General features: G+C 74.0%; 20 protein-coding genes. 9 read left to right on the forward strand and 11 right to left on the reverse strand.

Annotated elements, in window-relative coordinates:
• Window positions 1-12: 12 nt before the first annotated feature.
• The 5 genes from IE108_RS20430 to IE108_RS20450 form a co-directional block, all read right to left on the reverse strand.
• Window positions 13-873 carry an SGNH/GDSL hydrolase family protein gene (locus IE108_RS20430; RefSeq protein ID WP_064726846.1) on the reverse strand — a complete coding sequence of 287 codons (861 nt, stop codon included), beginning with the start codon at window positions 871-873 and terminating at the stop codon, window positions 13-15.
• A complete protein-coding gene (locus tag IE108_RS20435) occupies window positions 870-2,027 on the reverse strand; it encodes a glycosyltransferase (RefSeq protein WP_064726847.1) in 1,158 nt (385 codons plus the stop codon). Before IE108_RS20435 ends, IE108_RS20430 begins: the two co-directional genes overlap by 4 nt.
• Window positions 2,024-3,151: a glycosyltransferase family 4 protein gene (locus IE108_RS20440; RefSeq protein ID WP_064726848.1), complete on the reverse strand. Its 1,128-nt coding sequence runs from the start codon at window positions 3,149-3,151 to the stop codon at window positions 2,024-2,026. Before IE108_RS20440 ends, IE108_RS20435 begins: the two co-directional genes overlap by 4 nt.
• 188 nt (window positions 3,152-3,339) lie before the next feature.
• Window positions 3,340-4,758, reverse strand: coding sequence for a hypothetical protein (locus IE108_RS20445; protein ID WP_064726849.1), 1,419 nt, complete (start codon window positions 4,756-4,758; stop codon window positions 3,340-3,342).
• A 332-nt stretch (window positions 4,759-5,090) separates the two neighbouring features.
• Complete coding sequence (locus tag IE108_RS20450) at window positions 5,091-5,483, reverse strand: ankyrin repeat domain-containing protein (protein WP_064726850.1); 393 nt, start codon at window positions 5,481-5,483, stop codon at window positions 5,091-5,093.
• 269 nt (window positions 5,484-5,752) lie between these two features.
• Here IE108_RS20450 and IE108_RS20455 point away from each other — a divergent pair, with 269 nt between their 5' ends.
• Entirely contained in the window at window positions 5,753-5,947 is a 195-nt protein-coding gene (locus IE108_RS20455; RefSeq protein ID WP_003977410.1) for a hypothetical protein, read from the forward strand.
• Between the two features lie 52 nt (window positions 5,948-5,999).
• Window positions 6,000-7,814, forward strand: a complete 1,815-nt coding sequence (locus IE108_RS20460) for a P-loop NTPase family protein (protein ID WP_064726851.1) — start codon at window positions 6,000-6,002, stop codon at window positions 7,812-7,814.
• A gap of 74 nt (window positions 7,815-7,888) precedes the next feature.
• Here IE108_RS20460 and IE108_RS20465 read toward each other — a convergent pair whose 3' ends face one another.
• The gene (locus IE108_RS20465; RefSeq protein ID WP_064726852.1) at window positions 7,889-9,391 is read right to left on the reverse strand and encodes an SCO1417 family PLP biosynthesis transcription factor; all 1,503 of its coding nucleotides are present in this window, start codon (window positions 9,389-9,391) and stop codon (window positions 7,889-7,891) included.
• Between the two features lie 98 nt (window positions 9,392-9,489).
• Between IE108_RS20465 and yczE the strand changes: the two genes are divergently transcribed.
• The 4 genes from yczE to IE108_RS20485 all read left to right on the forward strand — a co-directional run bounded on the left by yczE (window position 9,490) and on the right by IE108_RS20485 (window position 12,982).
• Window positions 9,490-10,161 (forward strand): membrane protein YczE, encoded by a 672-nt coding sequence (gene yczE / locus IE108_RS20470; RefSeq protein WP_064731669.1) that lies wholly within the window; start codon window positions 9,490-9,492, stop codon window positions 10,159-10,161.
• On the forward strand, window positions 10,158-10,934 hold the full coding sequence (locus tag IE108_RS20475; protein ID WP_064726853.1) for a glycerophosphodiester phosphodiesterase family protein: 777 nt from the start codon (window positions 10,158-10,160) through the stop codon (window positions 10,932-10,934). Before yczE ends, IE108_RS20475 begins: the two co-directional genes overlap by 4 nt.
• Window positions 10,935-10,984: 50 nt before the next feature.
• Entirely contained in the window at window positions 10,985-12,331 is a 1,347-nt protein-coding gene (locus tag IE108_RS20480) for an MFS transporter (protein WP_064726854.1), read from the forward strand.
• Window positions 12,332-12,607: 276 nt separating this feature from the next.
• On the forward strand, window positions 12,608-12,982 hold the full coding sequence (locus tag IE108_RS20485) for an RNA polymerase-binding protein RbpA (RefSeq protein WP_003977404.1): 375 nt from the start codon (window positions 12,608-12,610) through the stop codon (window positions 12,980-12,982).
• 121 nt (window positions 12,983-13,103) lie between these two features.
• Here the strand turns inward: IE108_RS20485 and fxsA are convergent, their stop codons facing one another.
• The 4 genes from fxsA to IE108_RS20505 form a co-directional block, all read right to left on the reverse strand.
• A complete protein-coding gene (gene fxsA, locus IE108_RS20490; protein WP_064726855.1) occupies window positions 13,104-13,676 on the reverse strand; it encodes an FxsA family membrane protein in 573 nt (190 codons plus the stop codon).
• A 46-nt stretch (window positions 13,677-13,722) separates the two neighbouring features.
• On the reverse strand, window positions 13,723-14,580 hold the full coding sequence (locus IE108_RS20495; protein WP_064731670.1) for a polyprenol monophosphomannose synthase: 858 nt from the start codon (window positions 14,578-14,580) through the stop codon (window positions 13,723-13,725).
• Between the two features lie 526 nt (window positions 14,581-15,106).
• Window positions 15,107-16,711 carry an amidohydrolase gene (locus IE108_RS20500; protein WP_064726856.1) on the reverse strand — a complete coding sequence of 535 codons (1,605 nt, stop codon included), beginning with the start codon at window positions 16,709-16,711 and terminating at the stop codon, window positions 15,107-15,109.
• Between the two features lie 75 nt (window positions 16,712-16,786).
• Window positions 16,787-17,227 (reverse strand): Lrp/AsnC family transcriptional regulator, encoded by a 441-nt coding sequence (locus tag IE108_RS20505; protein WP_019325021.1) that lies wholly within the window; start codon window positions 17,225-17,227, stop codon window positions 16,787-16,789.
• A gap of 267 nt (window positions 17,228-17,494) precedes the next feature.
• Between IE108_RS20505 and IE108_RS20510 the strand changes: the two genes are divergently transcribed.
• Complete coding sequence (locus tag IE108_RS20510; RefSeq protein WP_064726857.1) at window positions 17,495-17,929, forward strand: hypothetical protein; 435 nt, start codon at window positions 17,495-17,497, stop codon at window positions 17,927-17,929.
• Between the two features lie 181 nt (window positions 17,930-18,110).
• Window positions 18,111-18,428, forward strand: a complete 318-nt coding sequence (locus IE108_RS20515) for a hypothetical protein (protein ID WP_064726858.1) — start codon at window positions 18,111-18,113, stop codon at window positions 18,426-18,428.
• Here the strand turns inward: IE108_RS20515 and IE108_RS20520 are convergent.
• Entirely contained in the window at window positions 18,391-19,563 is a 1,173-nt protein-coding gene (locus tag IE108_RS20520) for an acyl-CoA dehydrogenase family protein (protein WP_064726859.1), read from the reverse strand. The genes IE108_RS20515 and IE108_RS20520 overlap by 38 nt on opposite strands.
• 358 nt (window positions 19,564-19,921) lie before the next feature.
• On the opposite strand from IE108_RS20520, the gene IE108_RS20525 reads away from it, so the two are divergent.
• The gene (locus IE108_RS20525; protein WP_064726860.1) at window positions 19,922-21,169 is read left to right on the forward strand and encodes a glycoside hydrolase family 18 protein; all 1,248 of its coding nucleotides are present in this window, start codon (window positions 19,922-19,924) and stop codon (window positions 21,167-21,169) included.
• The last annotated feature ends 44 nt before the right edge of the window (window positions 21,170-21,213 follow it).

Consider the following 21,213-nt stretch of genomic DNA (forward strand, 5'->3'; position numbering starts at 1 on the left):
GGTGACGGCCCGTCAGGCGGCCTCCGCCTCGGCCTCCGGGTGGACGTTCGGAGACAGGGCCGCGAGGGCGGCGGCGACCGCGGCGGTGGCGTGCAGGTCCAGCCGGGCGCTCGTCCCGCGCGCGTGGTGGCGCAGTTCGCTCGCCGCCAGGGCCAGCAGCTGGGGCAGCAGGTCGGTGCAGCGACGGGCCACCCAGCCGGTGCCCGCGGTGGCGAACCACCACAGGCTCGCGGCCCTACCGGGGGCGTCGAACTCGCTGTCGGGCGAGGGCGCGGGGCCGGTGGCGGCGCCCCGCTCGGCGAGGAGGGCGTGGAAGCGCAGGGCCAGCTGGCGGTGGCCCCGCTCGCCGGGGTGCAGCCGGTCCGCGCTCCACATCGAGCGGTCCGTCGTCCACTCCCCCTCGCACGCGTGCAGGTGCACGGCCCCGTAGCGGTCGGACAGGGCGTGCACCACGTCGTTGACCGCCCGCTGCCGCCGGGCCAGCGGACGGGCGAGCGGGCCCGGCAGCCCCAGCATCTCCCCCGGGTCGGGCAGACACGCGGTGAGCAGCAGCGCGCCGTGCCCGGTGCAGGCGGCGTACACCGTGTCCAGGCGGGCGGCGACGGCGCCGAGGTCGAAGGTGCGGCGCAGGGTGTCGTTGACGCCGACGACGACGGACACGAGGTCGGGCCGGAGGGCGAGCCCGGCCGGCAGCTGCCGCTCGGCCACGTCACCGGTCTGCGCCCCGCTGCGGGCGAGGTTGGTGAAGTGGACGGGCTGCTCGGCGAGCCCGGCGGCGAGGAGCGCGGCCCAGCCCCGCCGGCCGCGCCCCACCGGATCGCCCACCCCCTCGGTCAGCGAGTCGCCGAGGGCCACGAAGCGGACCGGTCTCATGACACCGTCTCCGGCAGTGCGGGCAGCGTCGGCACGGCCGCGTCGTGCGCGGCGAGGAACGCCTCGACCGCCGTGCCCCAGCCGAAGCACTCCGCACGCGCGCGTGCCCTCGCGCGGCGGTCCGTTTCCCGGCGGGCCAGCAGTGCCTCCACGGCGTCCGCGAAGGCTTCCCCGCGGTCGGCGGCGACGGCACCGGCTGAGCCGATCACCTCGGGCAGTGCGGACGACGCGCTGGCGACCACGGGCGTGCCGCAGGCCATCGCCTCCAGCGCGGCCAGTCCGAAGGTCTCGGCCGGTCCGGGGGCCAGGCACACGTCGGCGGAGGCCTGGAGTGCGCCGAGCAGGCCCGGGTCGGCGACGTGGCCGAGGAAGACCACCGGCAGCGCCCGCTCCCGCGCGCGTTGTTCGAGCCGGCCCCGCAGCGGCCCGTCCCCGGCCACCACCAGCACCGCCCGGACGCCTCGCCGGCGCAGCGCGTCGAGGGCGTCGAGGGCGGTGCCGGGCCGCTTCTCCACGGACAGCCGGGAGCACGTCGCGAGAAGGATCTCGTCCCCGCGCGCGAAGCGTGCCCGCAGACCGGGGTCGCGCAGCGACGGGTGCCGTCCGGCGAGGTCGACGCCCAGCGGGGCCCGTACGACGTTGCGGGCCCCGACGCGGACGAACTCCCGCTCGGCGAACTCGGTCGTGCACACCACGCGCGCGTACGTGTGCGCCGTGCGGATGTTGAGCGCGTCGGCGGCGCGCCGCGCGGCGGGTTCGGGCAGGCCCCAGGTGCGCAGGACGCCGTCGGTGGTCTCGTGGGAGACCATCACGGCGGGGACCCGCGCCCTCCGGGCCCACCGGCCGGTCCAGCGCAGCGTGGTGCGGTCGGACACCTCCAGCCGGTCGGGGGCGAGGTCCTCCAGGAGCGTGCTCACCCGCCGCTTGTCGGTGAGGACGCGGTAGCCGCCGGTGCCGGGCAGCAGCGGGCCGGGCAGGGTGATCACCCGGCCCTGCGCGGTCTCCCGGTCGTCGGCGTGCTCGCCGGGAACGACGAGGACGGGGTCGTGTCCTGCCGCCCGGTATCCCCTGCCCAGCTCGCGCAGCGCGGTGCGCAGGCCGCCCGAGGCGGGGGCGACGAAGTTGGCGAGCCGGACGATCCGCAGTGCGTTCATGCCGCCAGCACCGCCTTCCGCGACGCGAGCACGTCTCCGTAGTGGCCGATCAGCCGGTCGCCGACCGCCGCCCAGGTGCGGCCCTCGACCTTCGCCCGGCCCGCCGTCCCGTAGGCCGCCCGCAGCACGGGGTCCGCGGCCAGCGACCACACCGCGTCCCGTACGGCGGCCGCGTCGCGCGGCGGTACCAGCAGGCCGGTGCGGCCGTGGTCCACCAGGTCGAGCGGTCCGCCCGCCGCGGGGGCGACGACGGGCACGCCGGCGGCCATGGCCTCCTGCACGGTCTGGCAGAAGGTCTCGAAGGGACCGGTGTGCGCGAAGACGTCCAGGGAGGCGAAGATCCGGGCCAGTTCCCCGCCGGTGCGGCGGCCCAGGAAGACGGCGCCGGGCAGCGCCTGCTCCAGACCGGGGCGGCTGGGCCCGTCCCCGACGACCACCACGCGCACGCCCTCCAGGGCGCAGGCGCCGGCGAGCAGTTCGACCTGCTTCTCGGGGGCGAGCCGGCCGACGTAGCCGACGATCAGCTCACCGTTCGGGGCGAGCCGGCGACGCAGCTCCTCGTCCCGCAGGCCCGGCCGGAAGCGGTCGGTGTCCACCCCGCGCGGCCACAGGCTGACCCGGGGCACGCCGTGGGCCCGGAGGTCGTGCAGGGCGGCGGTGGAGGGGGCGAGGGTGAGGTCGGCGGCGGCGTGCACGGAGCGGATGCGGCGCCAGGCGGCCGCCTCGCCCGCTCCCATGTAGGTGCGGGCGTATCCGCCGAGGTCGGTCTGGTAGACGGCCACGGCGGGCACGCCGAGCCGGGCGGCGGCGGCCATGCCGCGGACGCCGAGGACGAAGGGGCTGGCCAGGTGGACGACGTCCGCGCGGTGTTCGGCGATGGCCGCGGCGACGCGCCGGCTGGGGAGGGCGACGCGCACCTGGGGGTAGCCGGGGAGCGGAAGGGAGGGGACCTTGACGACCGGGCACGGCGCGGACGTGTCCGCCGGCCCGCCGGGCGCGGTGGCCGGGGCGACGACGACGCACGAGTGGCCGCGGTCGACGAGGTGCCGGGCGGTCTGGAGCGCGCAGTGGGCGACGCCGTTCACATCGGGGGGAAAGGATTCGGTCACGATGACGACACGCATACCGGTGTTGTCGCCGGACTGGACGTGCTCGCGTCAACGTCGATCTTTCCGGCCGGGGAACGTCCCATGAGCGTTGCCCCGTACGGCCTGGGCGGTCGGCCGTCGGCCATGTGCGTCGGGCCCGCGGGTCATCCGTCGTTCACGCGGGAGGGTGGCGCCGCCCCGTGCGCCACCCTTCTCCGGGCGTCTCACACGGCGGGCGCGTCCGGTCCGAAGCGGCTGCGTACGGCCGTCTGGACCTCGTCCTCCTCGGCCGGATCGGCGGCCAGCCTGCGCAGCCGTTCGACGACGCGGTTGTCACCGGTCTCGGCGTGGCGTGCGGCGACCTCGCGGGTGGTCTCCTCGCAGTCCCACAGGCACTCGATGGCGAAGCCGGCGGCGAAGGACGGGTCGGTGGCGGCCAGGGCGCGGGCGGCCCGGCCCCGCAGGTGGGAGGAGGCGGTCTCGCGGTAGATGTGGCGCAGGACGGGGGCGGCACAGGCGATGCCGAGGCGTCCGGTGCCGTCGACGAGCGTCCACAGGGTCGGCGCGTCGGGACCCTCGCCCCGTACGGCCTCCCGCAGAGCGGCGAGGACGAGGTCGCGGTCCTGGGCGGCGCCCCGGCAGGCGAGCACACGGCCGGCGGCGGCGCCGAGGGCGTCGGGGCGGTGCGCCCAACCGCGGGCCCGGTCGACGGCGGCGAGGCTGCGCATGCGCTCGTAGGCGGCGACGGCGGCCTCCACGACCGGCGTCGGACCGGTCGCCGCGGCGCCCTCGATCAGGTCGAGCGCCTCGGGGTCGTGGGCGTCGGCGAGATAGTGCAGGGCGGTGCAGCGGGCGCCCTCGGTGCCGGACCGGGCGGCCTCGACGATCTCGGACCGGTCCTCGGGGCCGGCGACGGCGGTGAGGCAGCGGGCGGCCGGCACATGGAGCGCGGTGCCCCGCTCGACGCCCTGCTCGGCCCATTCGAAGACGGCCCGCACGCTCCAGCCCGGACGCGGGCCGGTGCTGTTCATCTGCCGCTGCCAGCGGTCGAAGCTGCCCGTCTCGTGGGCGGCACGCACCCGCGTGGCGATCGATTCGCGCGGGTCGTCGGCCCACAGCCGCCAGGGCCGGGGCTCGAAGGCGTCCCGCACGGCGACGGCCAGCTCGGCGTCGCCCTCGGGATCGCGCGGGAAGCGCGCCAGCACGGGCGCGGCGAGGGCGCGCAGCCCGGCGTCGTCGTCGCGCAGCGCCAGCTCGTCCAGGGCCCACGCCCAGTTGACGCCGTGCGCGGCGTAGCGGCGCAGCAGTTCGAGCGCGTCGGTCCTGCCGTAGGACGCGAGATGGCCGAGGACCGCGAGGGCCAGCCCGGTGCGCGACTCGTCGGCGTTCAGGACGTCCTCGGGGTCGAAGAGGTGGGCCTCGACGGCGTCCAGGCCGCCGGCCAGGTCGAGGTAGAGGCGGGCGTAGTAGAGGGAGCGGTTCTCGACCTGCCAGTCGTGGCGGGGGTCGTGGAGTACGCAGTGGTTCAGCGCCGCCAGCGCCTCGGGGCGCGGGGCGGTGAGCGCGTGCAGCGTGCCGTCGCCGCGACCCCGCTGCAGCAGGCCGAGCAGCGTACCGCTGGGCGCTATGACCGGATCGAACATGGGAAACAGCCTCACATCAAGCGTCGACGCAACCGGGGAACACGCGTTACCTGGCCGTGCGCCAACACGTCGGAGCGCCCGCCGTCTCTTGCTTGCTGAAGACCATGTTCCTGCCTCTCGTCGGTGGCCCTTGCGAGCCGTGTCACGGCCCGCGCGGTGCGGCAACACCTGCCCAGCCATCACGTCCGTGAACCACGTCGTCATGATGGCCCGGCGGTCACATCTGCCGCGACCGAAATTTCGGCGGCCTTGTACCGCCTCCCCCGTTTTCAGTGTTTTGCCTGGTCAGAACGGACGGACCGGATCCGCTTGGGTTCCGGTCCGGCGTCCGCTCACTGCGCGCCGAACAGCTCCAGCAGGTCCGTACGGCCGAACATCCGCGCCGTGTCGACGGCCGACGGGGTACCGGCGGCCGGGTCCGCGCCGGCCTCCAGGAGCGCCTTCGTCACGTCCGTCTCGCCCTTGAATACCGCTCCGGCGAGCGGGGTCTGCCCCCGGTCGTTGACCCGGTCCGCGTCGGCGCCGCGGTCCAGCAGGGCGCGTACCGCCTCGGCGTGGCCGTGGTAGGCGGCGAGCATGACGAGACAGTCCCCGCGGTCGTTGGTGAGATCGGCCGGCACGCCGGCGTCCACGTAGGCCACCAGCTCCTCGGTCCGCCCCTGCCGGGCCAGATCGAAGATCTTGGTCGCCAGCTCCACGACCTCGGGGTCGGGGGCTTCACTCATCGGCCGGACCGCCTCTCACTGCGAACGTTGGGGACTGCGGGGACTGACTGGGTACTCCCGGGTACTGCCACGTACGGCGGCGAGCGGTGCCGCCGTGCGGGTGAATCGCCAGGGTACTGGCTCGCGTGCCACTCGTCCGGCCCAGCAAACACGCCGCCAATCGTGGGATTTCTGCCGAATTTCCCCCATTTGCACCTTTTATCGTATGGATACATGCTGTGAGCCTGGAAGTACTCATGGTGACTGTCCCCGTGAACCAGGAGAACTCAATGATCCTCTCGATCTCAGGCGTGGTCCTGCTCGGCATCGTCGTCTTCATCTTCTTCCGCAAGGACGGCCTCAAGGCCTCGCACGCGCTCGTCGCGGTCCTGTTCGGGTTCTATCTCGCGAGCACGGCCATCGCCCCGAGCATCAAGGCGGGCGGCGAGAGCCTGGCGGGGCTGCTCGGCGGAATCAAGTTCTGACGCCCCCTCACCCACCCGACCCCCCTCACGTACGCACTTCCAGGAGGCAGCAGTGGCCCGGCGGCCCCTCCCCCGCATTCTGAGCAACGGCGGCGCACAGCTCGCCCGGAGCCGGGAGCTGGCCCGGACGGCGGCCGACAGCGCCACCGACGTCCTCCAGCCGCTGATCACGATCGGCCGCGGCCTGCGCAGGCTGGCCGCAGCCGGGCGGCGCAAATGGACCGAGACCCCCAAGGACCGCCGCGGTGCGCTGCTGTTCCTGGCGGCCTCGGTGGTCCTGGTCGTGGCGCTCGTGCCGTACGGCCCGCTGCTCGCCGTCATCGCCCTGATGGCGGCGGCAGCCTGGCAGGGCAGGGACCGCACCCCGCCCGAGCCCGAGGGCCCCGACGACTCCCAGACCCAGCGCCTCCAGTCCCTCTACGAGGCCCTGGTCCCGTACTTCTCGCTGGCTGAGGACCCCGACCCCCTCTACGCCCACGGCGGCGCGTGGGAGAAGGCGTTCCCGGCCTACGAGTTCGACGACGGCGGCCGCTTCACCCACCTGGTGATCCGCTACCCCGCCTACTTCACCGACGGTGAGGCCGGCGCCCGGTCCCGCATCGAGCACCTGCTCACCGCGAAGTCCGGCCGGGGCCGCGAGTACCACTTCACGTGGGACGAGGAGGCCAACCACCTCTCCGTCGACGTGCTCCCGGCGCTCCCCACCGACATCGCCGCCCAGCGATTCGTCACCGCGCCCGGCGAGACCGTCCTCGGCTTCACCGACCCGACCCGGGTCCAGCGCACGCTCCCGCTCACCCACGGCGAGGAGCGGCGCGACGTCCCGCCGGTCGTCTGGCGCACCGGCGTCCGCTCGACCGAACCCCACCTGCTGGTCCTGGGCCAGCCCGGCACCGGCACCTCCACCCTGCTGCGCTCGATCGCCCTCCAGGCGCTGCACCACGGCGACCTGCTGATCGTCGACGGCGGCGGCACCGGCGAGTACGCCTGCCTGGTCGGCCGGGACGGCGTCCTGGCCGTCGAGTCCGGCCTCACCGGAGCGCTCACCAGCCTGGAGTGGGCCGCCGCCGAGACCGAGCGCCGGCTGATCTCGGTCAACCGGGCACGCCAGGAGGGGCAGGCTCCGCCGGACGACACCCGGCGGCCCCTGTGGGTCTTCCTGGACCGCCCGAGCGCCTTCAGCCACCTCGCCACCGCCGAGGGCCGCAGGGACCCGCAGTCCCTGCTCCAGGTCCCGCTGCGGCACGGCCGCGCCGCACACGTGACCGTGGTCGTCGCGGACCAGCTGGACGCCCTGGAGGGCCTAGGCGACGGCGTACGGCAGCACACCCGCGCCCGGGTCGTGCTCGGCCCGGCCACGGCGGACGAACTGACCGCCGCGCTGGGCGCTCCCCCGCACACCACGCCCGTCGACCAGGTTCCCCCCGGCCGGGGGTACGCGCGCCTGGGCAACGGACCGGTGCACCGCCTCCAGGTCCCGGCCACCCCCGACCCCTACGACGACGCCACGAGCGACGCCCACCGGCAGGCGGTGCTCGACCTCCTCCCCCCGCGCACCACACCGGCGGACGGTGAGCGGGCGCCGGTCCCTCCGGAGGCGGAGGCCGCCGGGGAGGCGGCGGAGCCCGAGCCGGTGTCGATGGCGAAGCAGGACCCGCCGGCCCGGAGCGGGGCCGAGCAGGACCCGCCGGACGACAGCGGACCGGCGGCCCACGCGCCGGAGCCCCCGGCCGGGGAGACGACGCGGGGTACGGGGACACCGGAGTTCACGGCGGTGCCGGGCGCACCGGGCGTGCCGGAGGCGGCGGGCGACCCGGCTCCCGTGGAGCCGGTCCCCGTCAAGGCCGCCGCGGCGGAGGGTTCCTGAGGCGCCGGCCGGGGCGGAGCGACCCATCGCCGCGCCCCGGCCGCCCGCCGCACCCCATCCGTGGCCGCCTCCCGCTACGCCACGAAAGTCCGCGGAGGCTCGCCGCCGCTCCCGGCCCCGCCGCTCTCCACCAGCCGCGCCGCCGCGGCCAGCCGGACCGCCGCCTCCTCGGCCACCGCGCCGCCGACGGTGAACGGCAGCCGGACGTACCCCTCGAAGGCACCGTCGACGCCGAAGCGCGGACCGGACGGGACCCGCACGCCCACCCGCTCCCCCGCCTCCGCGAGCCGGGAGCCGGACAGGCCGCCGGTGCGCACCCACAGGGTGAGGCCGCCCCGCGGCACCTCGAACTCCCAGTCCGGCAGCGCGCCCCGTACGGCCGCCACCAGCTCGTCCCGGTTCTGCCTGGCCTGCTCCCGGCGCACCGTGACGGCCTGCTCCCAGCCGCCGGTGCTGAACAGCCAGTTCACGGCCAGCTGCTCCAGTACGGGCGTGCCCAGGTCGGCGTAGGCGCGCGCGGCGACCAGGCTGCGGATGACGTCCGGCGCGGCGCGGACCCAGCCGATGCGCATCCCGGCCCAGAAGGCCTTACTGGCCGAACCGACCGTGACGACGGTGGACCCGGCCGGGTCGAAGGCGCACACCGGACGCGGCATCTCGACGTCGTCGTCCAGCCACAGCTCGCTCATCGTCTCGTCGGCCACGAGCACGGTGCCGGCCGACCGGGCCGCGTCCACGAGCCGGCGCCGCTGGTCGTCGTCGGCGAGGGCTCCGGTGGGGTTGTGGAAGTCGGCGACGACGTAGGCGACGCGCGGGGCGGCATCGCGCAGCACCTGGCGCCAGCGGTCGACGTCCCATCCGGTCAGCCCCTCGGCCATCGCGACGGGCACGAGCCGGGCGCCCGCCTCGCGCATCAGCTGGAGGATGTTGGCGTAGGAGGGGGACTCCACGGCGATGCGCTCCCCGCGGCCGCCGAAGAGGTGGCAGATGGCGTCGATCGCGCCCATCGCCCCCGTGGTCACCATGATCTGCTCGGGCATGGTGGGGATGCCCCGCGCGGTGTACCGCTCGGCGATCATGGCGCGCAGGGCGGGCAGTCCGGCCGGATAGTCGCCGTGCGTGTGCGCGTACGGCGGCAGCTCCTCCAGGGCACCCTGCACGGCGCGGGTCAGCCAGGGCTCGGGCGCGGGGAGCGCCGCGCAGCCCAGGTCGATCATCGAACCGAGGGCCTCGGGCGGCAGCGGCTCCAGTCCGCGGGCCGGGAGCGGGTTCCCGGCCGGCACGGCGGTCCAGCTGCCCGCGCCGCGCCGCGACTCCAGGAAGCCCTCCGCGCGCAGCGCCTCGTAGGCGGCGGCGACGGTGGTGCGGCTGACCGTCAGGGCGAGGGCCAGCTCGCGTTCGGCGGGCAGCCGCGCGGCGACCGGTACCCGGCCCTCCAGGACCAGCAGCCGGATGCCGTCGGCGAGCGCGCGGTAGGCGGGCGGGCGGCGGGTGCCGGGCCCGGCGGGGCGGTCCTGCTGGGAGCCGAGCAGCCGGGCGAGCTGACCGGCCCCCACGGCTGAAGTCCACTGCGTCATGGAAATCAGTCCACCTTCCCGGAATTGGCCATAGTTGCCTCTGCTTCTCAAGCCACAGGGTGTCATGCAGCAGGCCACTACCACCACTTAGGGGGCAGATCGTGTCCAGGCAGGCCGGGATCCGGCACCGGCACCTCACCCGTCGGTTGACCCAGCTCTACGGCGGACTCGTGCTCTACGGCGCGAGTTCGGCCCTGCTGGTCCGCTCCGGCCTCGGCCTGGAGCCGTGGAACGTGCTGCACCAGGGAGTGGCGGAACGCACGGGCCTGTCGATGGGCGTGGTGCTGACGGTGCTGGGCGCCGCCGTGCTGCTCCTGTGGATCCCGCTGCGCCAGCGGCCGGGCCTGGGCACGGTGTCCAACGTGCTGGTGATCGGCGCCGCGATGGACGCGACGCTGGCCGTGCTGCCGGACGCCGAGGGCCTCCCCCTGCGCATCGCCGCGATGGTGGCGGCGATCGTCCTGAACGGGGCGGCGACCGGGCTGTACATCGCCGCGCGGTTCGGTCCGGGCCCGCGCGACGGTCTGATGACCGGCCTGAACCGGCGCACGGGGCTGTCGGTGCGCCTGGTGCGTACGGCCGTCGAGATCACCGTCGTGGCCACCGGCTTCGCCCTCGGCGGCACGGTCGGCGTCGGCACGCTGCTGTACGCGCTGTCGATCGGCCCGCTCGCCCAGGTGTTCCTGCGCGTCTTCGCCGTCCACCCGGCATCTTCCGGCAGCACGGTGGTTGCCGCCGGTGAACCCCGGCGCGCGATACTGCGTCGGTGACCACCCCGATACCCCGCCCCCGCCACCCCTATCTGGACCACCCGGGCCCGATCCCCTTCGCCCACCGGGGCGGATCGGCGGACGGCCTGGAGAACACGCTGCGGCAGTTCCGGCGCGCCGTCGAGGCGGGCTACCGGTACATCGAGACCGACGTCCACGCCACGCGGGACGGCAGGCTCGTCGCCTTCCACGACGCGACCCTGGACCGGGTGACCGACGGCGCGGGACGGATCGCCGACCTCCCCTGGAATCGGGTGCGGCAAGCGCGCGTGGCGGGCGAGGAACCGGTGCCCCTCTTCGAGGAGCTGCTGGAGGCCTTCCCCGAGGTGCGCTGGAACGTCGACGTCAAGGCGGAGCCCGCGCTGGCGCCCCTCCTGGAGCTGATCGGGCGGACGAACGCCTGGGACCGGGTCTGCGTCGGCTCGTTCTCGGAGGCACGCGTGGTGCGCGCCCAGCGGCTGGCCGGCCCCCGCCTGGCCACCTCGTACGGCGTCCGCGGCGTCCTCGGGCTGCGGTTGCGCTCCTGGGGCGTCCCGGCCGGCCCGCGCCGCTCGCCGGTGGCGGCCCAGGTCCCGGAGACCCAGTCGGGCGTCCGGGTGGTCGACCGCCGATTCCTCGCCGCCGCCCACGCGCGCGGCCTCCAGGTGCACGTCTGGACGGTGAACGATCCGGACCGCATGCACCGGCTCCTGGACCTGGGAGTGGATGGCATCATGACCGATCACATCGACACACTGCGCAAGGTCATGGAGGAGCGCGGCGTCTGGGTCTGAGTCCCGGCCGGCCGCCCGGGGACGGTGCGCTACGGGGAGGCGAGGCACGGGTGGGCACCGACACCCTGCGGACGGACGCGGCCGACGGAGCCGCCGGCCGACGGCGCGAGCAGCGCGGCTGGTACTTCTACGACTGGGCGTGCTCGGTCTACTCGACGAGCGTGCTCACCGTGTTCCTGGGGCCGTACCTGACGTCGGTCGCCGAGTCCGCCGCGGACGGTGACGGCTACGTCCACCCGCTCGGGATACCGGTGCGCGCGGGGTCCTTCTTCGCGTACTCGGTCTCCCTCTCGGTGATCGTGGCGGTCGTGGTGATGCCCCTGGTAGGGGCCGCCGCCGACCGCTCGGGCCGCAAGAAGCCCCTGCTGGCCGCCGCCGCGTACACCGGCGCGGCGGCCACCACCGCCATGTTCTTCCTGGACGGCGACCGCTACCTGCTGGGCGGCCTGCTGCTGGTCGTCGCCAACGCGGCGCAGTCCGTGGCGATGATGCTCTACAACTCCTACCTGCCGCAGATCGCGCCGCCCGAGGAGCGCGACGCGGTCTCCTCGCGCGGGTGGGCCTTCGGATACGCGGCCGGGGCCCTGGTCCTGATCGCGAACCTGGTCCTCTACACCGCCCACGACTCCTTCGGGCTCAGTGAGAGCGCCGCGGTCCGGATCTGCCTGGCGTCGGCGGGACTGTGGTGGGGCGCCTTCGCCCTGATCCCCCTGCGCAGGCTCCGCGACCGCGGGGCTCCCGCGCACCGGTCGGCGGCGACCGGCTGGAAGCAGCTCGCGGCGACGGTCCGCGACATGCGGCGCCACCCGCTGACACTCGCCTTCCTGCTGGCGTACCTCGTCTACAACGACGGCATCCAGACCGTGATCACCCAGGCGTCGGTGTACGGCTCCGAGGAGCTGGGCCTCGGGCAGTCGACCCTGATCGTGGCGGTGCTGCTGGTGCAGGTGCTCGCGGTGGCGGGGGCGCTGGCGCTGGGGCGGCTGGCCAGGACCTACGGGGCCAAGCGGACGATCCTCGGGTCGCTGGTGGCCTGGACCCTGACCCTGGCCGCCGGGTACTTCCTGCCGGCCGGCGCGCCCGTGTGGTTCTTCGTGCTGGCCGCGGGGATCGGGCTGGTCCTCGGCGGCAGCCAGGCGCTGTCCCGCTCGCTCTTCTCCCACCTGGTACCGCCCGGCAAGGAGGCCGAGTACTTCTCGGCGTACGAGCTGAGCGACCGCGGGATGAGCTGGCTCGGGCCGCTGCTCTTCGGCCTCACCTACCAGCTGACCGGGAGCTACCGGGACGCCATCATCTCGCTGGTGGCCTTCTTCGTGATCGGATTCGTCCTGCTCGCGCGGGTACCGGTACGGCGTGCGATCGGCGACGCGGGCAACCCGGTACCCGAAAGGATTTAGCACTCGGCGCGAAAGCGCTGTAGTGTACGCGTTTGGCCTGCCAGGCGGACCGTTACTGCGCGTCAAAGGTGCCGAAACGCTATGTCACATCTGTTGCCAGAGGTGACAAACCGGACGTCGGCGGGTACTGCACTGGTTGCAAGGCTGCGGCTGCGACGGCGACGCAGGCCCGGATCGCAAGTCGGGACGGGAATCTTTACCGCCGCCCGGACGTTGACCGGATGACGACGACAGCGACACCTGTCCTGTGGGCGACAAGCCCGGGAGGCACGATTCATGAGTGAGCGAGCTCTTCGCGGCACGCGCCTCGTGGTGACCAGCTACGAGACGGACCGCGGCATCGACCTGGCCCCGCGCCAGGCCGTGGAGTACGCATGCGAGAAGGGGCACCGGTTCGAGATGCCCTTCTCGGTCGAGGCGGAGATTCCGCCGGAGTGGGAGTGCAAGGTCTGCGGGGCCCAGGCACTCCTGGTGGACGGCGACGGCCCTGAGGAGAAGAAGGCCAAGCCCGCGCGTACGCACTGGGACATGCTGATGGAACGGCGCACTCGCGAGGAACTCGAAGAGGTCCTCGAAGAGCGGCTGGCCGTGCTGCGCTCCGGCGCGATGAACATCGCGGTACATCCGCGAGACAGCCGCAAGAGTGCCTAACGGCAATCCGTAGGCGACACAACCGAACACCGCGGGTGCCGCACGTGGACTCCACGTGCGGCACCCGCGGTTTTGGTGCGCCCGGACGCGGGACCGGCCCGGCCCCGCGTCCCCGGTGTGCTCAGTGGGTCAGCGGCGGGCGGGGGTCCTGCGGCGCGTCACCCGGCTCGTCGCGGATGACCTCGCCCTGGACCACCTTGCCGTCCGGACGGTGCATCCGGGCCTGACGGAAGGCGTCACCCAGGGTGCCGGGGCCGGCGTCGCGCATCCTGCGCTCCACCGTGCGCTGCGCGGAGCGGCTGACCACCTTCTGCACCGGCGGCAGCAGCATCAGCAGGCCGAGCGCGTCCGAGATCAGACCGGGCAGGATCAGGAGCAGCCCGCCCAGCATCATCAGCCCGTTGCCCTCGCTGTTCGCGCGGGGCCGCGGCGGCGCGCCGGACTGCTGCTGCTGAAGCGTCTCCGTGAGGTTCCGGAAGGCCCGGCGGCCCGCCGCCTTGATGACCACGGAGCCGAGGACGACGCCCGCGACCAGCAGCAGAAAGACCACGAAGCCGCTGGACGCCCCGGCCACCACGGTCAGCAGCCAGATCTCCAGGACGAGCCAGGCGGCGACGGCGAGCGGCAGGAAGGTGCGCAGCCGGGAGCGCGGAGGCCGGGCGGGGGACCTGGGGGTCTGGGCGCCAGTCGTCATACCCCCAGTGTGCCTGGCCCCGGCTCAGTGCGGCGTAAGGGGACGATCAGGCGTTCCTGTCCGACGCCTGTGTCGACTTGTCGGCCTTCGCGGCCGACCGGTCCGGCACACCGGGCTGCCGGTCGCGTCCCAGGACCTTGCCGACCCTCTCCCCCACGCCCCAGGTGGTGACCCGCCACAGCGCTTCGACGAGGATGTCGCGGCTCATCTTGGAGTCGCCGTGCTCTCGCTCGACGAACGTGATCGGCACCTCGACGACGTGGTACCCGGCCTTGATCGCCCGACGGGCGAGGTCGACCTGGAAGCAGTAGCCCTGGGAGGCGACCTCCTCCAGGCCGAGCCCCTCCAGGGTCTCGGCGCGGAAGGCGCGGTAGCCGCCGGTGATGTCGCGCAGCGGCAGATCCAGCGCCAGCCGCGAGTACATGCTGCCGCCGCGGGAGATGATCTCGCGGGACCTGGGCCAGTTCACCACCCGGCCGCCGGGCACCCAGCGGGAGCCGAGCACCAGGTCAGCCCCCTTGAGGGCGGTCAGCAGGCGGGGCAGCTCCTCGGGCTGGTGGGAGCCGTCGGCGTCCATCTCGACCAGCACGCCGTAGCCGTGCTCCAGGCCCCAGCGGAAGCCCGCGAGGTAGGCGGCGCCCAGCCCCTCCTTGCCCTTGCGGTGCAGGACCTGGACGTGGTCGTCGGCCGCCGCCAGCTCGTCGGCGAGCTTGCCGGTGCCGTCGGGGCTGTTGTCGTCGGCCACGAGCACGTGGGCCTCGGGGACCGCCTCGCGCACGCGCGCGACGATCGCCTTGATGTTCTCCGCCTCGTTGTAGGTCGGGATGATCACCAGGACCGTGCCCAGGGGGCCGAACCGCCTCCCCTGCCCCGCTTCCGCGGGCGTCCCGTCGCCGTCGTTCACCACTGCCCCTTCGTGTCCGTACGCAGAGCACCACCTTAATCGCCGTCGCCTGCGCCGACGTGACAGGACGTGCGTACGGTGGTGTCGCTTTCCCGGGAGCGGGGTAGGGATGGTCGATTCGGGCCGTTTGCGCGGCGGATGGGGGCCCGGCGCCCTTCGGGCCGACCTGGGGCCCGCTGGCTGCGGGTCGACCTAGAGCCGTTGTCTACTGAGCGCCCGGGCCCCACCCGGGGTCACACCTCCCGAGCGGCCGGAACGTTCCCTCGTCGTGGCGCGAGCGCTGAGCCTGGCTGCCAGTGGCGGTGGACCGGAGCGGCACACCGTCCCTGACTCAGCGGCGCCTCGACGGTGTGCGGAAGGTTCCCCCGTCGGGCGTCCGGTGGTGGACCCGGCCGAACCTACCGGCCCACGGCCGCAGCCTGTCAACAGTCGTTCGACCTGCGTCTTTCGCGTCAAAGCCCAGGTCAGCGCCGAGGATGCGCAGGTCGCACCCGGGAGAAGATCATCGCCCCGTCGGCCGTGGAGATCACTCGCCCGGCCCTACGAACACGGTGCGGCCGCCGACCACGGTGCGCAGGCAGACCGGCAGGTCCCGGCCCGGGGTCAGGTCGGGCAGGCCCGGGGTGCCGGAGCGCGGGTCGGTGGACCAGCGGGCGACCCGGTCGTCCGGGGCCTGGACCACGAGTTCGCCGGTGCGCCAGACGGCGTAGTCGGCGGGTGCGCCCGGCACCAGCACGCCCGCGTCGTCCCGGCCGACCGCCCGCCAGCCTCCGCGCGTGTGCGCGGTGAACGCCGCGCGCACGGAGACCCGGTGCTCCGGCGTGCGGTGGAAGGCGGCGGCCCGGACGGTGCCCCACGGGTCCAGCGGGGTGACCGGGCTGTCGGAGCCGAAGGCGAGCGGGACGCCCGCGCGCAGCAGGGCCGAGAAGGGGTTGAGCGTGCGGGCCCGGTCCGCTCCCAGCCGCCGCGCGTACATGCCGTCCTCGCCCCCCCATAGCGCGTCGAAGGCCGGCTGGACGGAGGCGGTCAGCCCCAGTTCGGCGAAGGCCGCGACGGTCTCCGGGGTGAGCATCTCGGCGTGTTCGACGCGGTGGCGGGCGGCGCGCAGCCGGGCGAGGCCGGCCTTGTCGGCGGCGGCGCGGACGCCCTCGACGACGGTGGCCACGGCGGCGTCGCCGATGGCGTGGAAGCCCGCCTGGAGCCCGGCCTCGGTGCAGGCGACGACGTGCGCGGCGACCGCGGCGGCGTCCAGGTGGGCGGTGCCGGTGTGGGCGGCGTCGGCGTACGGCTGGTGCAGGCAGGCGGTGTGCGAGCCGAGGGAGCCGTCGACGAAGAGGTCGCCGGCCGCACCGACCGCGCCCAGGTCCCGCGCCTTGTCGACGTCCTGCTCGGCCCAGTAGCCGATCACCCGCGGGCCGGGCTCCTCGGCCGACAGGCGCAGCAGACCGGTGAGGTCGTCCTCCGAGGAGATGTCCGGCCCTGCGCATTCGTGAACGGTTCCGATGCCGAGGGAGGCGGCGTGCGCCAGGGCCGCGCGCTGGGCCGCGGTGCGCTGGGCCGGGGTGACGGCGCCGAGCGCGGCGGCGCGTACCGCGTGGTGGTCGTCGCCGGTGAGCGGACCGTCCACGCGGGCGGCCGAGCCCGGGGTCAGGTCGAGCAGGGCGGTGGTGACGACGGCCGAGTGGACGTCGATGCGGCTGAGATAGAGGGGCCTGCCGCCGGTGGCGCGGTCGAGTTCGGCGCGGGTGGGCGCGGTGCCGTCGGGCCAGCGGGAGGCGTCCCAGCCGTGGCCGAGGAGGACCCGGTCGTCCGGGCGGGCGGCGGCGAAGTCCCGCACCAGGGCGAGGGCGGCCTCGCGGCTGGGGGCCGCGGAGAGGTCCAGGCCGGTGAGGGCGAGGCCGGTCGCGGTGGTGTGCACGTGTGCGTCGGTGAACGCGGGGGTGACGAGTGCGCCGTCCAGGTCGACCACCTCGTCGACGCCGTCCGCGAAGGCGTCCGCGGCGCCCTCGGAGCCGACCCAGGCGACCTGGCCGTGCTCGACGACCATGGCGGTGGCGAAGGGGTCGGCGGGACTGTGGACCTCGCCGCGGCGCAGCAGGACGGTCGAGGGCGGGGCGGTGGACTCACTCATGGGCACCAGTCTCGCCCCTCGCGGGCGCCGACCGGCACGCGGGGCGGCCACCCGGGCGGGCGCGCGGCCCGGGGATCAGACGCGCGGCGGGCGGGCCTCGTACGGCGTGGAGAGCACCACCGTGGTCCGGGTCGACACACCCGCGAGCGAGCGCACCCGGGCGAGCAGTTCCTCCAGCTCGTGCGGGGTGGAGACGCGGACCTTGAGGATGTAGTTCTCGTCGCCCGCCACGCTGTGGCACGCCTCGATCTCGGGGACGCCGGCCAGGCGGTCGGCGATGTCGTCGGGGGCGCTGGGGTCGAAGGGTTTCACGGAGATGAAGGCGGTCATCGGCAGCCCGACGGCCTCGGGGTCGACGACCGCGGCGTATCCGCGGATCACGCCGCGCTGTTCCAGCCGCCGCACCCGCTGGTGCACGGCCGACGTGGACAGGCCCGTGGCCTTGCCCAGGTCGGTGTAGCTCATCCGCCCGTCCTTGACGAGCAGCTGCACGATCTGTCGGTCCAGCTCCTCCATGGCGCAAGAACCTACAGGGCGGTTGATCTCCCCGGATACCCGAGCGGTCCGGGGCATGTCCGGTGGGTGACGTGACGGGGCGCGGGCCGCGCTCCGGGCCGGGACAAAACCGCCGCACGGGACACCTGGGACAGGGATGTGACGAAGACCACACCGCCTGGGCGGTCTCCGTGATGTTCGCGTGGTTACCGCCGAAGGGCGGCGGGAAGTGCTTGCTGTGGTCGAGGCCGCAGTGCCGTCCCGGCCCAGCCCGAGGGGGAGAATCCCATGCAGAGTCTTAAGCGCCCTGGTCGTACCGCGTCCAAGCGGCAGCAGCCGGTCGTCGAGCCCGTATCGGAGGGCGTCGAACCCGACGCCTACGACGAGGACCTCGACGCCTACGACACCTTCGAGATGTACCGGGTGATCTGCCCGGACTGCGCGCAGCCCATCGCGCTGTTGGCGGACGAGCGGGAACTGCCGGAGCACGCGCTCTGCGCCTCGCCGTGGAACCCGTTCGGGCTCACGGTCTGCGCCGGCACCGGCCGCCGGGCCACGGACGCGCGCCCCGCGGACGAGTCCTCCCGGCCCCACGAGCAGGACACCGCCCTGCTGCTGACGCTTCCCCTGGGCCTCGACTGGCGGACCCAGCCCTTCTCCCACGTCGGCGGCCCGGGCTCGCGCCCGATGCGGATGCCGGCGATGCGGGACCAGGCGGCCTGAGGCCGCCGGGCACCCCGTTCGGGGGACGCCGCCCGGTCCGTTCACCACCACCCGTGCCCCGTCCCCCCAGGGCGCCGCGGCGCGGGTCGGCGGGCTCGCGTCCGGGCCACCGGACAGCCGTGAACGCACGCTCGATTGCGTTCGGCGGTGACCTGTCCGCACTGCGCCGCGTTGCCCTGGTATGACCCACACGTACACGGCGACCGGGAGTCGGCGCCGCGTGTTCGTCCCGGTGCCCGCCGGATCGCTGCCACCGGCCCCGCAGATCCCCGACCCGCCCATCTACCGCGAGCTGATGCGGACCTGGGCGGACGGCGGCCGCACTCTGCCGGGGCGGCACGACCCGGAGTGGATCAGGCTCGCCGAACCCCCGCGCGGACTCGGGGACTTCTTCGCCGCCGCCGACACCCGCGCCTCCGGCGACTCGCGCGTCACCGGAGGCTTCACCGTCACGGGTGACTTCAGCGTCCCTCGGGACCCGCGAGGTGACGGGCGATGACCATGCGCTGGATCTGGTTGGTGCCCTCGACGATCTGCAGCACCTTCGCCTCGCGCATGAGCCGCTCGGCCGGGAAGTCCGCGGTGTAGCCGTACCCGCCGAGGACCTGCACGGCGTCGGTGGTGACCGCCATCGCTGCGTCGGTGCAGAAGAGCTTGGCCATGGCCGCCTGCTTGGCGAACGGGCGCCCGGCGTCCCGCAGTCGCGCCGCCGCCAGGTAGAGCGCGCGCCCGGCCTCGATCCGGGTCGCCATGTCGGCCAGCATGAAGCGCAGCCCCTGGAAGTCGGAGATCGGCTTGCCGAACTGCCGCCGCTGCGCCGCGTAGGCCACCGCCTCGTCCAGTGCCGCCTGGGCGACGCCGATGGCGCAGGCGGCGATGCCGAGCCGGCCCGAGTCGAGCGCGGACAGCGCGATCGCGAAGCCCTGCCCCTCGTCGCCGAGCCGGCGGTCGTCCGGGACCCGCACGCCGTCGAAGTGGATCTGCGCGGTGGGTGAGCCCTTGAGCCCCATCTTCTTCTCCGGCACCGCGGCGCTGAGCCCCTCGGCGTCGGCGGGCACCAGGAAGGCCGTGATGCCGCGCGGGCCGTCCTCGCCGGTCCGGGCCATGACGGTGTAGAAGTCCGCCACGCCGCCGTGGGTGATCCAGGCCTTGGTGCCGTCGATCACCCAGTCGTCGCCCTCGCGCACGGCCTTGGTGCGCAGCGAGGCGGCGTCCGAACCCGAGGCGGGCTCGGAGAGGCAGTAGGCGCCGAGCAGACCGCCGCCGAGCATGGCGGGCAGGTGGTCGGCCTGCTGCTCCTTGGTGCCGTAGGCGGCCAGCGCGTAGCAGGCGAGGGTGTGGACGCTGACGCCGAGGCCGACGGTGAGCCGGGCGGCGGCGAACTCCTCCAGGACCTGGAGGTAGACCTCGTACGGCTGCTCGCCGCCGCCCGACTGGGCGTCGTAGGGCAGGCCGAGCAGGCCGGATTCGGAGAGCAGGGCGAAGACTTCGCGCGGAAAGCGTCCGGCGTCCTCCTCCTCGGCCGCGCTCGGGGCGATCTCACGCTGCGCGATGTCGCGGACGAGTGAGATCAGATCCCGTGCCTCGTCCGTGGGCAGTTGCCGGTCCACCGGCTGCGGGGCGCGGTCGGGCATGGCGACGCTCTCCTCCCTGTCGGGCGCAACGGCGGGTGCGCGCCTTGGGTGGAGGCGGGTCCGCCGGGTCGTTCGGGCCTGGCCGATGCTTGCACTCCCGGGTCGCGGAAGCGGCTGACCAGCGGCTGTGCGCTGTGAGTATGCCCGATCGGACGCATCGAGTCACCAGTTAACGACCGCTTACTTCAAGAAATGCCGCGGGCGGCCGCGAAGGGCCGGAAACCGCCGTCCGGAGCCGAAAATGGTCCGCACCATTGACCCAACTGGTCTAGTCCTTCTACCGTGACGGCCCGAACGCGTTACCGCGTTCATGCCAATCGGCGCGCGTTTCCCTCTTCCCCCCACGAGGAGACACCCGATGCACGTCCCCCACCTCCCGCGCGCCCGCTCGCTGCGGGCGCTCTTCTCCGCCCTGTGTTCCGTCGCCCTCGGCGCGGGACTGCTGGCCGGCGCCGGCACGGCCACGGCGACCACCGCGCAGGCGCCCGCCACGCAGGCCGCGGCCGGCTCCAAGGTCGTCGGCTACTTCACCGAATGGGGCACCTACGACCGGAAGTACTACGTCAAGAACGTCGAGACCTCCGGTTCCGCCGCCGAACTGACGCACATCAACTACGCGTTCGGCAACGTCACCGGCGGCAAGTGCGCGATGGGCGACGCCTACGCGGCGACCGACCGGGCGTACACCGCGGCCGAGTCCGTCGACGGGACCGCCGACACCTGGGACCAGCCGCTGCGGGGCAACTTCAACCAGCTGCTGAAGCTGAAGCAGAAGCACCCCGACCTCAAGATCCTCTGGTCCTTCGGCGGCTGGACCTGGTCCGGCGGCTTCACCGAGGCCGCCAAGGACCCCGCCGCCTTCGCCCAGTCCTGCTACGACCTGGTCGAGAACTCCAAGTGGGCCGACGTCTTCGACGGCATCGACATCGACTGGGAGTACCCCAACTCCTGCGGCCTGAGCTGCGACGAGAGCGGCCGCGACGCGTTCCCGAAGCTGATGGGCGCGCTGCGCGCCAAGTTCGGCCAGGACTACCTGGTGACCGCGGCCATCACGGCCGACGCGACGGCCGGCGGCAAGATCGACGCGGCCGACTACGCGGGCGCCGCCCAGTACGTCGACTGGTACAACCCGATGACGTACGACTTCTTCGGCGCCTGGGACACCACGGGCCCGACCGCGCCCCACTCGCCGCTGACCTCGTACTCCGGCATCCCCAAGGCGGACTATCACTCCTCGGCGACCATCGCGAAGCTCAAGGGCCTCGGCGTCCCGGCCTCGAAGCTGCTGCTCGGCATCGGCTTCTACGGCCGCGGCTGGACCGGCGTCACCCAGTCGGAGCCCGGCGGCACCGCGACCGGCCCGGCCAAGGGCACGTACGAGAACGGCATCGAGGACTACAAGGTGCTGAAGCAGAGCTGCCCGGCGACCGGCACGGTGGCCGGCACCGCGTACGCCAAGTGCGGCAGCGACTGGTGGAGTTACGACACCCCGCAGACCATCGCGACCAAGATGTCGTACAAGAACGAGCAGGGTCTGGGCGGGACGTTCTTCTGGGAGCTGAGCGGTGACACCGGCGACGGCGAGCTGATCAAGGCGATCGACTGAACCACCCGGCGCACGGGGGCGGGGGCGGAGGCCGGCTCGGGCCT

The sequence above is a fragment of the Streptomyces parvulus genome, assembly GCF_014648855.1.
GTDB classification, from domain to species: domain Bacteria; phylum Actinomycetota; class Actinomycetes; order Streptomycetales; family Streptomycetaceae; genus Streptomyces; species Streptomyces parvulus.